This is a genomic window from Mesorhizobium sp. C416B (genome assembly GCF_030323165.1).
Taxonomy (GTDB): Bacteria; Pseudomonadota; Alphaproteobacteria; order Rhizobiales; family Rhizobiaceae; genus Mesorhizobium.
Window position 1 is genome coordinate 1,388,544 of sequence record NZ_CP100471.1, and the last position, 14,476, is coordinate 1,403,019.

Annotated in this window: 14 protein-coding genes and 1 pseudogene; 8 read left to right on the forward strand and 7 right to left on the reverse strand. The window is 63.5% G+C overall.

Features of this window, described 5'->3' with window-relative positions; genetic code table 11:
* The first annotated feature begins 37 nt into the window (after nucleotides 1-37).
* Both NLY43_RS07075 and NLY43_RS07080 read left to right on the forward strand, forming a co-directional pair.
* Complete coding sequence (locus tag NLY43_RS07075; protein ID WP_023711954.1) at nucleotides 38-667, forward strand: hypothetical protein; 630 nt, start codon at nucleotides 38-40, stop codon at nucleotides 665-667.
* 134 nt (nucleotides 668-801) lie between these two features.
* Complete coding sequence (locus NLY43_RS07080) at nucleotides 802-1,023, forward strand: hypothetical protein (protein WP_023689120.1); 222 nt, start codon at nucleotides 802-804, stop codon at nucleotides 1,021-1,023.
* A 152-nt stretch (nucleotides 1,024-1,175) separates the two neighbouring features.
* Here NLY43_RS07080 and NLY43_RS07085 read toward each other — a convergent pair whose 3' ends face one another.
* Nucleotides 1,176-1,682: an OsmC family protein gene (locus NLY43_RS07085; protein ID WP_023672710.1), complete on the reverse strand. Its 507-nt coding sequence runs from the start codon at nucleotides 1,680-1,682 to the stop codon at nucleotides 1,176-1,178.
* Nucleotides 1,683-1,971: 289 nt separating this feature from the next.
* Here NLY43_RS07085 and NLY43_RS07090 point away from each other — a divergent pair, with 289 nt between their 5' ends.
* From NLY43_RS07090 to NLY43_RS07100, 3 genes are all read left to right on the forward strand, one after another.
* Nucleotides 1,972-3,477 (forward strand): S10 family peptidase, encoded by a 1,506-nt coding sequence (locus tag NLY43_RS07090; protein ID WP_023711955.1) that lies wholly within the window; start codon nucleotides 1,972-1,974, stop codon nucleotides 3,475-3,477.
* A 149-nt stretch (nucleotides 3,478-3,626) separates the two neighbouring features.
* Nucleotides 3,627-4,514, forward strand: coding sequence for a DMT family transporter (locus tag NLY43_RS07095; protein WP_023711956.1), 888 nt, complete (start codon nucleotides 3,627-3,629; stop codon nucleotides 4,512-4,514).
* A gap of 52 nt (nucleotides 4,515-4,566) precedes the next feature.
* A complete protein-coding gene (locus tag NLY43_RS07100) occupies nucleotides 4,567-5,475 on the forward strand; it encodes a DMT family transporter (protein ID WP_023705367.1) in 909 nt (302 codons plus the stop codon).
* Nucleotides 5,476-5,609: 134 nt separating this feature from the next.
* Here the strand turns inward: NLY43_RS07100 and NLY43_RS07105 are convergent, their stop codons facing one another.
* A complete protein-coding gene (locus NLY43_RS07105) occupies nucleotides 5,610-6,473 on the reverse strand; it encodes a LysR substrate-binding domain-containing protein (RefSeq protein ID WP_023693978.1) in 864 nt (287 codons plus the stop codon).
* Nucleotides 6,474-6,585: 112 nt separating this feature from the next.
* Between NLY43_RS07105 and NLY43_RS07110 the strand changes: the two genes are divergently transcribed.
* On the forward strand, nucleotides 6,586-6,996 hold the full coding sequence (locus tag NLY43_RS07110; protein ID WP_023672705.1) for a tautomerase family protein: 411 nt from the start codon (nucleotides 6,586-6,588) through the stop codon (nucleotides 6,994-6,996).
* Nucleotides 6,997-6,999: 3 nt separating this feature from the next.
* On the opposite strand, the gene NLY43_RS07115 is transcribed toward NLY43_RS07110, so the two are convergent.
* Together NLY43_RS07115 and NLY43_RS07120 are read right to left on the reverse strand one after the other, a co-directional pair.
* A complete protein-coding gene (locus tag NLY43_RS07115; RefSeq protein ID WP_023685674.1) occupies nucleotides 7,000-7,506 on the reverse strand; it encodes an RES family NAD+ phosphorylase in 507 nt (168 codons plus the stop codon).
* Complete coding sequence (locus tag NLY43_RS07120; RefSeq protein ID WP_023711957.1) at nucleotides 7,503-7,991, reverse strand: Xre family toxin-antitoxin system antitoxin; 489 nt, start codon at nucleotides 7,989-7,991, stop codon at nucleotides 7,503-7,505. Before NLY43_RS07120 ends, NLY43_RS07115 begins: the two co-directional genes overlap by 4 nt.
* A gap of 199 nt (nucleotides 7,992-8,190) precedes the next feature.
* Here NLY43_RS07120 and NLY43_RS07125 point away from each other — a divergent pair, with 199 nt between their 5' ends.
* Complete coding sequence (locus NLY43_RS07125) at nucleotides 8,191-10,413, forward strand: AMP-binding protein (protein WP_023711958.1); 2,223 nt, start codon at nucleotides 8,191-8,193, stop codon at nucleotides 10,411-10,413.
* 160 nt (nucleotides 10,414-10,573) lie between these two features.
* On the opposite strand, the gene pssA is transcribed toward NLY43_RS07125, so the two are convergent.
* Nucleotides 10,574-11,389 carry a CDP-diacylglycerol--serine O-phosphatidyltransferase gene (pssA, locus tag NLY43_RS07130; protein WP_023672701.1) on the reverse strand — a complete coding sequence of 272 codons (816 nt, stop codon included), beginning with the start codon at nucleotides 11,387-11,389 and terminating at the stop codon, nucleotides 10,574-10,576.
* Nucleotides 11,390-11,392: 3 nt separating this feature from the next.
* Entirely contained in the window at nucleotides 11,393-12,295 is a 903-nt protein-coding gene (locus tag NLY43_RS07135) for a phosphatidylserine decarboxylase (RefSeq protein ID WP_348528080.1), read from the reverse strand.
* Nucleotides 12,296-12,367: 72 nt separating this feature from the next.
* On the opposite strand from NLY43_RS07135, the pseudogene NLY43_RS07140 reads away from it, so the two are divergent.
* Nucleotides 12,368-12,601, forward strand: a pseudogene (locus tag NLY43_RS07140) (lysozyme inhibitor LprI family protein); the annotation flags it as partial.
* 298 nt (nucleotides 12,602-12,899) lie between these two features.
* Here NLY43_RS07140 and NLY43_RS07145 read toward each other — a convergent pair.
* A complete protein-coding gene (locus NLY43_RS07145) occupies nucleotides 12,900-14,303 on the reverse strand; it encodes a DMP19 family protein (RefSeq protein ID WP_084561174.1) in 1,404 nt (467 codons plus the stop codon).
* Between the last annotated feature and the right edge of the window lie 173 nt (nucleotides 14,304-14,476).

Below are 14,476 nucleotides of genomic sequence, written 5' to 3' on the forward strand. Positions count from 1 at the left end.
TCTTCGAATGTAGGACATTCGAAACCGGAGGACCGACATGCGTAGACTTCTTCTCGTTGCCGCCGCCGCGATTGCCGCCACAGCCGGCGTGGCGCTGGCGCAAGACGCCAAGATAAGTTTCTTCGTCACCAGCGTCGGTTCCGGCAAAGGCGCCGATCTCGGCGGTCTCAAGGGTGCCGACGCGCATTGCGCCTCGCTGGCGGAAGCGGCTGGGGTTACCGGCAAGGAATGGCACGCCTATCTCTCGAGCGCCAATGTCGATGCGCGCGACCGTATCGGCAAGGGTCCCTGGGTCAACGCCAAGGGCGAGAAGATTGCCGATGACGTCGCCTCGCTGCACAGCGACGCCAACGCCATCACCAAGCAGACGGCGCTCAACGAAAAGGGCGAGGTGGTCAACGGCCGCGGCGACAAGCCGAACCGGCACGACATATTGACCGGCTCGAAGCCCGACGGCACCAAGATCGCCGACCAGACCTGCGGCGACTGGACCTTGAGCGGGGCGGAGGGCGCGGCGATGATGGGCCACCACGACCGCACCGGCCTTGACGAGTCGGCGGCGGCGAAATCCTGGAACTCCTCGCATGCCTCGCGCGGCGGCTGCAGCCAGGAGGCGCTGAAAGGCACCGGCGGCGACGGCCTGTTCTACTGCTTTGCCGCGAACTAAGCGGGCTCGGGAGCGGTTCTGTTCACGGGTCTGTGATGGTCCGGCGAGCCGCTCCCCCATCACCCTGCTTTCGCCATCAGCCGGGAGTTGCTAGGGTCAACCGACTCCGACACCCAGCAAAGCGAGGAATTCCCATGGCTGCTCCCAGCGTAGCATTGGTCTGGTACCTGGTGATCGCCGGCCCGCAAGGCGGCATGGTGGTGCTGCCCAGCACCTTCGACACACGCGAACAGTGCACCAACGCCATCACCGAATATCAGAAGCAGCCGACGCCGGCCGGCTGGGCGGTGAACTGCGTGCCGAGCGCCTCGCCTTTCACCGATGAGGGTGATGCGGAAGAGCCGGCGGCGCAGTAGCGCAATCTCCCCCCTCGAGGGGAGATGGCCGGCAGGCCAGAGGGGGTCGCCTCGCGTAGAGTGCCAACCTCCTTCCGCACAAAGGGCGTCGCGTCCAGTCGGCCCGACCCCCTCTGTCGCCTTCGGCGACATCTCCCCCTCAAGGGGGGAGATCAGGCGCGCGCACTCACCGTCAGCTCCGGCTTGCTGTTGATGGTCTGGAACACCACGCAATAGCGTTCGGTCAGCTTGATGAGCGAATCGATGCGCGCCTGCGGCTCATCCGTGTCGAGGTTGAAATTCAGCCGGATGGCGCGAAAGCCCACGGGGGCGTCCTTGGCCACGCCCAGCGTGCCGCGAAAGTCGAGATCGCCTTCGGCCTCGACGGTGGCTGCGCCAAGCCTGAATTCCAGCGCCGTCGCCACTGCCTTCAGCGTCACGCCGGCGCACGCCACCAGCGCCTCCAAAAGCATATCGCCCGAACACAATTCGAGCCCGGAACCGCCGGTCGCCGGATGCAGGCCGGCGACCGCCAGCGCCCTGCCCGTCTCGACCTTGCAGGCAATCGACTGGTCGTCGATGGAGCCTTTGGCGCGAAGCGTGATCAGCGCTCGAGAGGAATCGTCGCGATAAGCCTCCTTGATCGGTGCCTGCATGGCCTTGAGTGCGGTGGCGTCCATGTTGCATTCCTTTTCGAGTCCGTCGCGCTTTGATAGCACTGATATGCCGGCGAGACAGCGCCCCCCTCTGCCTACCGGCCACCTCCCCACAGGGGGGAGATCTGCAGCTCCGCCGATGGCGCTTTCTACGCCGGCGATTAGCGAAGGCGGTCGCGACATCCAATCTCCATCCCTGTGGGGGATGTCCGGCAGGACAGAGGGGGCGTGAAGGAACGCTAGCTCGCGAAGAGTTACTTTGACTTCGACCGCCCGAGCCATACCTAAGCAGAGTCATTCCCGCGGAGGCATCATGCCGTTCAAGCTGAAACTGATCTCGCTTACCCTGTTGGTGCTTGCAGCCTTCGCGCAGCCCGGCCTCGCCGAAACGCCCGAGCGCCCCGCCCCGGCAGGCGGCGTGCTGTCGCTGCTGCCGGCACCGCAGACGACCAGCCATTCAATCACCATTGCCGGGCGCAAGCTGGACTATCAGGCAAAGGCCGGCACGCTGTCGCTGCTATCCGGCAAGGGCGAGGTCACCGCGGAAATCTTCTATGTCGCCTACACGCTGCCGCCACTGGCGGGCGCGGAGAAGGCTCGCCCCATCACCTTCGTCTTCAATGGCGGCCCGGGCGCGGCATCCGCCTATCTGCATCTCGGCGCACTCGGCCCGCGTGTCGTCGCGACCGGCGCCGATGGCCAATTCCTGCCGCCGCCGCAAAAGCTGATCGACAATCCCGACAGTTGGCTCGACATGACCGACCTCGTCTTCGTCGATCCGGTCGGCACCGGCTACAGCCGCGAGGCCCCCGGCCAGGACACGAAAGATTTTTGGGGCGTCAGCCAGGACGCCAGTTCGATCGGCGCTTTCATCCGGCTCTATCTCGCCCAGAACGGCCGCACCGGATCGCCGCTCTTCCTCGCCGGCGAAAGCTATGGCGGGTTCCGCGCGGCACTTCTCGTCAGGACCCTGCAGGAAGATGTCGGCCTGAGCCCCAACGGCATCGTGCTGATCTCGCCTGCACTGGAGTTCACGCTGGTGCTGCCCGACGAATTCCAGCCACTGCATTGGGCGCTGGAACTGCCCTCGCTGGCGGCGGTGCGCCTGCGCAGCGAAGGCCTCAGCGGCGAAGCACTGCGCGAAAAGCTCGCGGAGGTCGAAAAGTATGCGCTGGGCGACTACCTCACGGCTCTGACCGGCGGGCTGGAACAGGGCGGGCGGCTGGCCAGCCAGCGCGTGGCCGAGATCACCGGCCTGCCGCTCGACCTCGTGCAGCGCAATTTCGCCCGCATCCCGACCGGCCTGTTCGCGCGCGAATTCCAGCGCGCCAGTGGCAAAGTGCTCAGCCCGTATGACGGCACCATCGCCACCAGCGACATCGCCCCGGAGAGCGCCCGCAGCGCCGGCCCGGATCCGGTGCTCGACCGCAGCGTGCCGGCGCTGACCTCGGCCTTTGTCGGTTATGCGCGCGACGAGCTGAATTTTCGCACCGATGTCAGCTACAGGTTGCTCAATGGCGATGTGACCCGCGCCTGGGACTATGGCGGCTCGCGGCAAGGCTATGCCGGGGTGATGGACGATCTGCAGCGGGCGCGCTCGCTCAACCCGGGGCTCGGCGTGGTGATCGTCAACGGCGACACCGATCTGGTCACTCCCTATCTGGCCTCACGCTATCTGGTGAGCCAAATCCCGACGCTCGGCGGGGCAAAACCTATCCGTCTCGACGTCATCGAGGGCGGCCACATGATGTATCTCAGGCCGGGCGGCCGACGCGCCCTGAAGGAGGGCGCTTCACAGCTCTACCAGGCAACACAGTGAACGGCGTGCCCACGCTGTCGGCCAGGCTGCGCCAACGCAAGCTTGCCACTGGCGTAGCGCCCCGCGGGCTTTCGCCCGTATAGCCTGCAATGGGAGCCTGATTGGCGCAGGCTTCTTCTTCGTCCTCTTGACAGCGCCGGACACGCCGCATGGCCGATATTGCCATTCTGGAAACCCGCGAAAGGGTGCTTGCCGGCATCCTGTTCACCGGCTGCGCCTATTTCCTGTTTTCGACGCAGGACGCCGCGATCAAGCTTCTGGTCGTCGGCATCAGCGTCTGGCAGATCATGTTCTTCCGCTCGATCGCTGTGCTTATCGGCTGTGCTGCAATCGGCGGACCGCCCATCTTTGCCGACACAATGCGCTCGCCCATCGTGCGGCCGATGCTGGTGCGCAGCGCCTTCACGCTCGGCGCCTGGCTCTGCTACTACAACGCGGCCCGCTCCCTGCAGCTGGCCGAACTCACCACCATCTATTACGCCGCCCCGATCATCGTCACCGTGCTGTCGGTGGTGATGCTTGGCGAAAAGGTGCCGCTGTTGCGCTGGCTGGCGGTGTTCATCGGCTTCGTCGGCGTCTTCATCGCCTGTGATCCCACTCGTCTCGGCTTGTCCGTGCCGATGCTCTTGGTACTGGCTGCGGCAGTGCTGTGGGGCATTGCCGTGGTGCTGTTGCGCAAGACGGCGCTGGCCGAGCGCACGCTGATCCAGCTTGTGCTCAACAATTTCTACTTCCTGGTGTTTTCCGCGGTGCCGGCGCTGTTGGTCTGGCAGATGCCGGACTGGCGCCAGTTGCTGCTTTTGATCAGCGTCGGCGCGCTCGGCGGCGTGGCGCAATTTATGCTGTACGAAGGCATGAAGCGGGCGCCGGTGTCGATCGTGGCGCCGTTCGAATACACCTCATTGGTCTGGGCCTTCGGGCTCGGCTTTGCGATCTGGGGCGACGTGCCGCGTCGCGAGGTGTTTCTGGGGGCGGCGTTGATCGTCGGCGCCGGCCTGCTGATCATCGGCAACGAGCATTTCCGCAAGCGGCTATGAGTACCCCCGTGCTGACAGCATGGTGGCAGGAGAAGACGGATAGGCTGCTGAGATGACGGAAGCGCTCGACGGCCCAGGCACCACAGATACCGCTGCCGAGCGTACGCTCGGCATCATGCTGGTGGCGGCTTCGGCGGCTTTCTTCGCCCTCACCGGCGTGCTGACCAAATCGATCCACGCCGACCCGCTGACCATCACTTGCTGGCGCGGCTTTGTCGGCGCGATCCTGATCACCTTCTATGTGCTGTGGCGCCGGCGCCGCTCCGGCGGGCGGGAAAGCTTGCGGCTTGGCTGGCGCGGCTGGCTGCTGGCCCTCGAGGGCGCCGCGGCCAGCATCGCCTTCATCTCGGCGTTCAAATTCACCTATGTCGCCAATGTCGCGGTCATCTACGCCACCGCGCCTTTCATCACCGCGCTGCTCGCCTTCGTGCTGGTGCGCGAGCCGTTCCGGGCGCAGACGCTTGCCGCCGCCGCCGTTTCGCTGTGCGGCGTAGTGATCATGGTCGGCTCCGGCTTCGGCAGCGGTCATCTGTTTGGCGATGGGCTCGCGCTGCTGATGACCGCCGGCAGTGCGCTCTACATGATCATGGTGCGCGCCTTCCGCGACACGCCGGTGGTGTGGGCGGGCGCAGTCTCGGCGCTTCTGCTGTTCGTGCTCGGCTGGTTCGTCACCGACCCCCTGGCGATTTCTGCTCGCGACGCCGTGCTGCTCGTCGCCTTCGGAGGATCGTTCGCAGCGGCGTCGATCCTGTGGACAGAAGGCTCGCGGCTGATCCCGGCGCCTGAGTCCGGCCTTCTCGGTGCCGCCGAAGTGCCGTTTGCGATCCTGTTCGCCTTCCTGTTCCTCGGCGAGATCGCGCCGGCCGCCAGCCTGATCGGCGGCGCCATAGTACTCTGCGCGGTTTTCGCCCATGCGGGGCGCGACTGGCTGGCTGCGAGAAAAAGTGCGGCAACCCAATAATTATTTTCCAAGTCATGGAACCATCATGCGGATCAGGCAGTTTTATGTGCGACGGGTCACCCCCCAAGTCCCCCCAAACCCCTCGACCCGTCCTCCTCAAAGCCGACCGTAAAGGTCGGCTTTTTCTTTGGACATCAGCCGGCAAAGCCGGGCAAGGCGAGGTTGTCGCTGAGCAGGATGGCAAGATCGCGTGCCGGCCGCTCAGCGCCCTGGCCGAGTTTTATCGCGAATTGCGCTGTCGGCACCGGCGGCAGGGCGAATTCGCGCGGTGCTTCGGCAATGCCTGAATGGGCAAAGCGGGCGGTGCGCAAGGTCAGCGCGATGCCGGCATTGACCGCCGTACGCAAGCCGGCAAGGCTGGCGCTGCCGGCGGCGATGCGGTAGCGGCGGCCGGCAGCATCGAGGGCCGCGAGTGCTGCTTCGCGAAAGCCGCAATAGGGGTCGAGCAGCGCCAGCGGCAATTCCTCTTCCCGCACGGCAAGCCCTTTTTGCGAGCACAGCCACAGCATCGGCTCACTGAACAGCCCGACTTCGTCATTGGCCGGCGTCTTGCGCATGACAACGGCCAGATCGAGCTGCCCGGCCTGCAGCGCCTCGCCAAGCTCGGCCGAACGGCCAACGCGGAGTTCGACCCTGACGCGCGGATGGCTGGTCGCGAAGGCGCGCAGCAGCTCCGGCAGGCCGCTATCGGCGAAATCCTGTGTCGTGCCGATGGCGACGCGACCAGCGGCACGCGCGCCCTTGAGCGCCAGCCAGGCCTCGCTGTGCACGGCAAGAATGCGGCGGGCATGACCGACAAGATCCTCGCCGGCCGGCGTCAGCCCGCGCCCGCGCCCCTGCGCCACCAGCAGCGGTTCGCCGACGATCTCCTCCAGACGCTGCATCTGCGCGGTCACCGCCGAGGGCGAGCGGCCGACAGCAGACGCAGCCTGAGCCAGCGAGCCGCCATCGACAAAGGCAAGGAAGGTTTTGAGCAGATCGGGATCGAGAGCTTGCATGCTTCGATAATACAGAACCTTTTGTTCGAAACAATTCGATTTTTTTGATTCAAAGATGATGGCATTGTCTCTCCAACGGCAAACAGACGCCGCTCAAACGAAGGAGAGAAAAATGCCCATCATCAACATCAGCGTCACCGGCAAGCCCGACGCCAAGCTGTCCGCCACAATCGCCAAGGAAATCACCGAGCTGACGGCAACCCATCTGCGCAAGGACCCGACGATTACCGCCGTCGCCGTCACCTATGTCGACCCGCAGCATTGGTTCGCCGGCGGCAAATCGCTGGCGGAGCATGGCGCCAACACCTTCTGGCTCGACATCAAGGTGGTCGACGGCACCAACACCAAGCTGGAACTGGAGGCTTATCTGAAGGCGATCTTTGAGGCCTTTGGTAAGTTGCTGGGTGGTGTGCACGAGGAAAGCTATGCCTTCGTGCATGAAGTCCCGGCCGCTGCTTACGGTTATGGCGGCAAGTCGCAGGAGTTCCGGTTCATCAGTGGGCGGCTGAAGGCCACGGCCTGATTGCTACCCAGCGGGAGGATGAAGCCTTGTATCAAGCACGAAATCCTCCCGGAGATGCAAGCTATAAAGGCCTGCCGCCCGGTTGGGATCGAACACCAGGTTCCAGCTGTGCTGGGATACCGCGCTGGGGATCAGAAAGAACGGATGCTTTGCCAGCAGACCATCGCCGAACTGCTGCTGTCCCGCGCCCGGGATGCCGGGACGCAGCCAGTTCGCGTTCGGAATATCGTCGGTTTGGACCACATAAATCTCTGATGGATCGACGATGTCGAATGCCGTCAGCACGTGAGGGACAGTATCCAGCGTGCGAAACCCCTTGTGGACCGCCACCTCCAAGATGGCGGTCGATGGGTCGATGGACGCATATACGGCTCTGATCCCTTTGCTGTTCCACCTTCCCCCAAGCTTGAAGGCTCCTTCGCCACTGTCCCAGCTCGCCTTGAAGCGTCTGTGATCAAGCCTCCAGCCCAACAACTGCCCTGTTCCGAGGGAGCCCGGCAAAGGCGTCACGCGTAGACACCATAGTCGAGCCGCTCAAGAAACTCCTGCACAAGCGCAGTGCCCGCCGCCGTGGCCAGCAGATCGATCGGCCGGCGATTGTCCAAACCCATGACAGACTCGATCATCCATTTTTCCGCGTCTTCCTGAGTCCCGAGCACGGACGTGGCCTTTGTCAGGAGCTTGGCGAAGTTCCAGGTTCTGGAACCTTGCTCCCGACTGAGGGTCTTGGAGTGATCCGATTTGTGCCGCTGAAATGTCCGCTCGCTCATGCCGAATGCGGTCTCAAACGCATCGGCGGGATCAATGACCATCAGATGCCTGACGAGGCTTTCGAGCGCCTGGCCCGGAATTCCATGCAGGATCATTTCATGTGCCTCAAGAGGACTGGCTACCGAGAATCCAAGAACCTTCCGTCCACCAAACAGGTCGACCATTCGTTCGAACTCCGGCTCCATATGTGGTGCCTCGGCAAAACCCAGCGGGGAAATGGCCATATTACCTCTCCGTCACGTGTCGCTTTATTTACGACACGTGTCGCAACATTTCAAGGCCTGCGTTTGGGTCATTGCCTGGCGAGGTCAGGTGGAACACCGCTCCCTCGCACCCGCGCATTGACCTTGCTCCCCATTGCGCTACCCTCTGCTCTCGAAGCGGACGAAGAGCCGCATACCGGACCGTTGGGAGAGACGCGGCATGATCCTGACACTGGCGCTGCTTGCAGGCCTCGTGCTGGCCTGGCTGCTGATTGGCGCTATCGAGACGTTTCGTCTCGACCTGCGCTTTACCCAGGCGCTGCTCTATGTGCCGTTCAAGCTCGCCTACCGGATCGATGACCGGCGCATCCGCATTGCCCGCAACGCGCCGACGCCGGTGATCTATGTGGTCTCGCACCAGTCACGCTTCGAGCCGGCGCTGATGCTGTCGCTGCTGCCCGACGACACGCTGCACATTCTCGACGAGGCCTCGGCGCGCTCGCCCTGGATGGAGCCTTGGCGCGAGCTTGGCCGCACCATCGCCTTCAACGCCGAGCATCTCTTCGTCAGCCGGCGGCTGGTCAGGGTGCTGAAGGGTAAAGGCCGGCTTGCCGTCTATCTGCCCGATGACGTCGAGCCCGATGTGAAGACGTTTCGCCTGTTCCGCGCCGTCACCCGCATCGCCATGCAGGCCGACGCCCGCATCGTGCCGATCTTCGTCACCGGCTCGCGCGACCTGCCGGTTTCCTTGACGCCAAAGAACCGGGCGCCGCGCCACTGGTTCCCAAAACTCTCGATCAGCGTACTGGAGCCAATGACGATTGCCGAACTGGTGGCGCGCAACCCCGACCAGGCTTCCAACACCAATGCGTTGTTCGACCGCATCGCCGAGGCGCGGCTTTATGGCAGCAACCTCTATCGCGGCCTGTTCCTGGCCATGCGCGATGCCGCGGATCGCACCGGCGCCTCGCATCCGATCATCGAGGATGTGATCAGCGGCTCGCTCAGCTATCGAAAAATGTTCATCGGCGCGCGCGTGCTCGGCCGCCGTTTCGAGGCGGTGGCGGCGCCCGGCGAAGCGGTCGGGGTTTTGCTGCCCAACGCCAATGGCGTGGTGCTGTCCTTCGTCGGCCTGCTCTCGGTCGGCCGGGTAGCGGCGATGATCAACTACACGGCAGGGCCGGCCAGCGTAACCGCCGCGATGCGCGCGGCAGTCATCCGAACGGTGGTTTCCTCGCGCGCGTTCGTCGAGAAGGCGGCGCTTGCCGACATCATCGCCTCCATCGAGGCCGGCGGCGCCAAAATGCTGTGGCTGGAGGATGTGCGCGCAAGCGTCACCACGCTGGAAAAGCTCGCAGCAGCGGTGCTGTGGCGGTTCCCGCTGCAGCGGCAGGATGCGGCCAAGCCCGCCGCAATCCTGTTCACCTCAGGCTCGGAAGGCACGCCCAAGGCCGTGGTGCTGTCGCACCGCAATCTCCAGGCCAACGCCATGCAGGCCGAGGCGCGCATTACCATTTCGCCGTCCGACATCCTGCTCAACGTGCTGCCGGTTTTTCACTCTTTCGGCCTGACCGGCGGTACCATCCTGCCGCTGGTGACCGGGGTGAAACTGTTCCTCTACCCGTCACCGCTGCACTACAAGATCATCCCGGAGATCGCCCGCAAGGTGAAGCCGACCATCATGTTCGGCACCGACACTTTCCTTGCCAACTATGCCCGCACCGCCAAGGATGGCGATTTCTCCAGCCTGCGCTTCGTCGTCGCCGGCGCGGAAGCGGTGAAGCCGGAGACGCGGCGCGTTTATCGCGAGCGCTTCGATGCCTCGATCATCGAGGGGTTCGGGCTGACGGAGGCCGCTCCCGTCGTCGCCGTCAACACCGCCATCCATGGTCGCGACGGCACGGTCGGACGGCTGTTGCCGGCGATGCGCATGAAGCTCGAACCGGTCGAGGGTATCGAGGGTGCCGGCCGCCTGTGGCTCGACGGGCCGAATTTGATGATGGGCTACATGACCGCTGACCGGCCCGGCGAATTGCAGCCGCTGGACGGCTGGCACGACACCGGCGACATCGTCTCGGTCGACCGCGAAGGCTTCATCACCATTCGCGGCCGGGCAAAACGCTTCGCCAAGATCGCTGGCGAGATGGTGTCGTTGGGCGCCGTCGAGATGCTGGTGCAGTCGCTGTGGCCGGAAGAGCGCCACGCCGCGGTGGCGGTGCCGGACAAGAGGCGCGGCGAGCGCATCGTGCTGGTCACCACCGCCGACGACGCCGATCCGGAAGAACTGCGCGCCTTCGGCAAGAAGGCAGGTGCGGCCGAACTGATGGTGCCCAACGACATCGTCAAGGTCGGGGAGATCCCGGTGCTGGGTTCCGGCAAGACGGATTATGTCTCGACGCGGAACCTGGCGATCGAGAAGCTGGGGCTGGGCCTGGCGGCTTAGCGTATCTCCCTCCTTGAGGGGGAGATGGCCGGCAGGCCAGAGGGGGTCGCCTCGCGTGAAGCGCCGACGTCCTCTTCGCTCAAACGAGGTCGCGTCCGGGGCGTACCGACCCCCTCTGTCGCCTTCGGCGACATCTCCCCCTCAAGGGGGGAGATAGCAACTACCCAATATCCGACGGCGGCACTTTTTCGCCCTCGCGCTTGGCGCGCTTCGAATACGCCCGCACGCTGAAAGGCAGGAAGATGAGATAGCCTGCGACAGAGGCGGTCAGCGTGTACCAGGGATAGGTCATCAACAGCAGGACGTAGAGAACGACCGCCAGGATGATCGGCAGCACCTTGTCGCCCGGCACTTTCAGGCTTTTGCCGGAATAGACCGGCAGCCGGCTGACCAGCAGGAAAGCGACCAGCACAGTGAAGCCGGTGGCGACGAATGCCGTCAGGCGGTCCGGCTCGAGACCGAGCCGGAGGAAGGACAGATAGAGCGGCAGCATAACCAGCACGGCGCCGGCCGGCGCCGGCACGCCGACGAAGTATTCGCTCTGCCAGATCGGCCGGTCATGGTCTTCGTCGAGCACGTTGAAGCGCGCCAGCCGCAGGCCACAGGCGATGGTGAACAGAAGAGCTGCGATCCAGCCGAAGGAGCCGGCGCGGTCGAGCAGGAAGGCGTAGAGCACCAGTGCCGGCGCGACGCCGAAATTGACGATGTCGGCCAGCGAATCCATCTGCGCGCCGAATTTGGATGTCGCCTTCAACATGCGCGCCAGGCGCCCGTCTATGCCGTCCAGGAAGGCGGCGAGCAGCACCATCACCACGGCCGGCTCGAAACGGCCCTCGAAGCCGAAGCGGATGCCGGACAGGCCGGCGCAGATGGCAAGCACGGTGACCAGATTAGGCAGCACCATGCGCATCGGAATTTCGCGGATGCGCGGGCCGCCGCTGCCATGGGCCTCGAACTTTTTGAACGGCGCGCCCACCGCTTACGAAATCCTGACGAGCGGGGTTGCGGCGACGCCGCCGAATTCGGCGAGCACGGTTTCGCCGCCGACCGCCGTCTGGCCGACGGCGACGCGCGGCACCGCGGTCGACGGCAGGAAGACATCGACGCGCGAGCCGAAGCGGATCAGGCCAAAGCGTTCGCCGACGGCAATGGAGCCGCCGGTCTCGGCCCAGCAGACGATGCGGCGCGCCACCAGGCCGGCAATCTGCACGGCGACAACGATGCCGTTGGGACTGTCTATGACCAGCCCGTTGCGCTCGTTCTCCGAGCTTGCCTTGTCGAGTTCGGCATTCAGGAACTTGCCCGGCCGGTGCTCGATTTTGGTGATGCGGCCGCGCACGGGAGCACGGTTCACATGGCAGGAGAAGACATTCATGAACACCGAGATGCGGGTCATTTCGGTGTTGCCGAGGCCGAGCTCGCGCGGTGGCACGGCCGGGCCGACCGCCGAGATGACGCCGTCGGCGGGACTGACCACCAGCCTGTCATCGACCGGGGTGACACGCTCGGGGTCACGGAAGAAATAGACGCACCAGGCGGTCAGGATCAGGCCGATCCAGAACAGCACCGAGGAGAAATAGCCGAGGAACAGCGTGCCCGCACCAAAGGCGGCAATGAACGGATAGCCCTCGCGATGGATCGGAACGAAGGCATTCTTGATCGAATCGACAAGGCTCATCGGATGGGGCTCATGGGATGGGGGCGGTCCCTGTTTCAGGTCCGGCCTCAATACCGGAAAGGCTCCGCTGCCGCAACGCAACATTGGGCAAGGCCGCATCGTCCGCAGCCGGCAGGAACGGTGACGTGCTTGCCTGTCGGCTGCTTTGCCGCCAGAGTTCGGGCCAACGCCGGCTGAACGCGCGGCGAAAAGGCCGACTGCCATGGCGCCAATTCAGGCAAAACGTATCTTGTTGCCATACGATCGTCAGCCGTGGGTGCCGTTTTGACCGTACTTGTGGCAGCGAGCGACCACGCAGTTGCGCAAGGCAAGCCATCCTTCGACTGCGCCAAGGCCGCCAGCTTGGCGGAAAAGGCCATTTGCGCCGATCCGGTCCTGGCGCAAGCCGATGCCGACGTCGCGAAGAATTATACCGCGCTGCTGAAGAGGCTCGATGCTCATGCCGGGAAGGCGCTGCGGGACGACCAAAGCGATTTCATCGCCTATCGCGATCAGATCGCCGGTTTCAACGAAAGTTCGCCCAAGAACCAACAGACTTTCGATCTCGGCGAATTCCTGCGCGACCGCGCAACCTTCCTGTCCGGCATACGCAAGCCCCCCGATGCAGGTTTGATCGGCACATGGAGCAGCGTGCGCGGCAGCGTCGACATCAAGGCTGTTGGCGGAGGCAAGGTCGAGATCTCGGAAGATGTCGTTTCCAATCCAGTCTCAGGAAGTGGGTCATGCGAGATCGACGGCACGGTCGCAAACCGCAATACGCTTCGACTTGAGGACACCGACGACAACGACAAACCGACTGGATTCGTCTTCACCTTTCGCCGCGACGGCGATGCGCTTGTCGTCGAGCAGAGCGGCGCCGGCAAGGATGGCAAATCGGAGCCCCTGTCATGCGGTGCCAACGGCCATGCCGATGGCACGTTCTTCCTGACGGAGAAAAAGTAGGCTTGCTGTCGCTAACCCGCCGCAGCGGAGAGATCAAAGTGGGCATTGAGCTCGGCCATAGCGGCCTCAGCGAGGCTTTCATCATCCTTGCCGCGCAAGAGCACACCGCCGTTCCGCAACGATTGGAAAAGGAAGACTTGGCCTGATGCAGCACCACCCAATTCACGATTGCTCCTTCCTCCTTCTGCACCACCGAATTCGCAGAAACGATGGCATCCGTCGGGTCGAAGCCTGCCTTGCGGAGCAGGAGGTCGACGGCGGCGGGAGCATGGTAACGTTCCGCCAGCTCAATGACCGCTGTGATCTCGGGCTCTTCAGCAATGCCAAGCTTGGCGCCAACTTTCGGGGCGTTAGCCGCTAGCGGGCTCTCGCCTGGCGGTATGACAAGCAACTCTTCTGGAGCGATGTACTCGTAGACCGTGACGTGTGTCTCCGTCGCACTGCATAGTCGGGTCTTCTTCGCGCTGGTCTGAAGTTGAAAAACCAGCTGTTTCTCTCCTTCTATGTTCAGCATCCTTGCCATGCCGAACGCGATTTTGATCTCGGGCGGCGCGATCTTGGCGCAGGCAAGGCCGGCCCCGACATCGCGCCAGCTCAAGATCATCTGGCCTGCCAAGCTGCCAACGGACTTATGAAGAAGCCTGCCTTCGCGCTTCGGATTGGCCATCACCAGCCGGTGTATGACGTCGTCGTAATCGTCACTATCGACAACTTGCAGATCAGGCCATGACGCGATCCAGCGCGCCAAAAGGTTTTCCATGGGCGCGGCCTCATCCGCAACGTAGAACGCATGATCAAGTGTATCGAGAAAATCATCCCGCCCGCCCTCGAAGCCCGTCTGCTGGGCGGCTTCGTTGGGATGGTCTGCAATCCAGCTGGACATCTTTTCCAAAGTCGCAAGCTGGCCCTTTGCGCCACAAGCAGTGAGTCCAGCTCGTGCGTTGGCAATCATGGCGCCGATTTCCTGCCCGGCATTGTGGATGAATTGACTATGGCCGCCGTTCTTTACCTCCGAAGAGTACGAGTCGGCATGAAGGACCTGCATCGCCTTGGTGTCGATTTCGGGATAACGATAGAGTCCTTTGGAAACCATCGCTGTGACGAATTGCATGACAGCGAAGACGAGAAAAAACGGCTTTTCATCAGGATCCTCGACGTTCGAACGCAGTACGACGACTGGCAACGGCAGGCCGAATTCCAACTGCTTTCCAGAATCTGATGCCGACTTCTCGGGCGTTTTCTTGGATTTGCGGGAAAAGAAACCGAACATCGAAAATACTCTCTTGGTCGCAAAACTTGCGCGAACGGGTTATTTCCGACGCGACAATATCAGCTGCCCTCAAGGATTAAAGGCACTCTGATCCAGAGGCATTCGCACGATGGTTTGCCGAATTGTCGACGGTCATGTCGGGGCGCCACAGATTCATACGTCCTTGGCAGGAA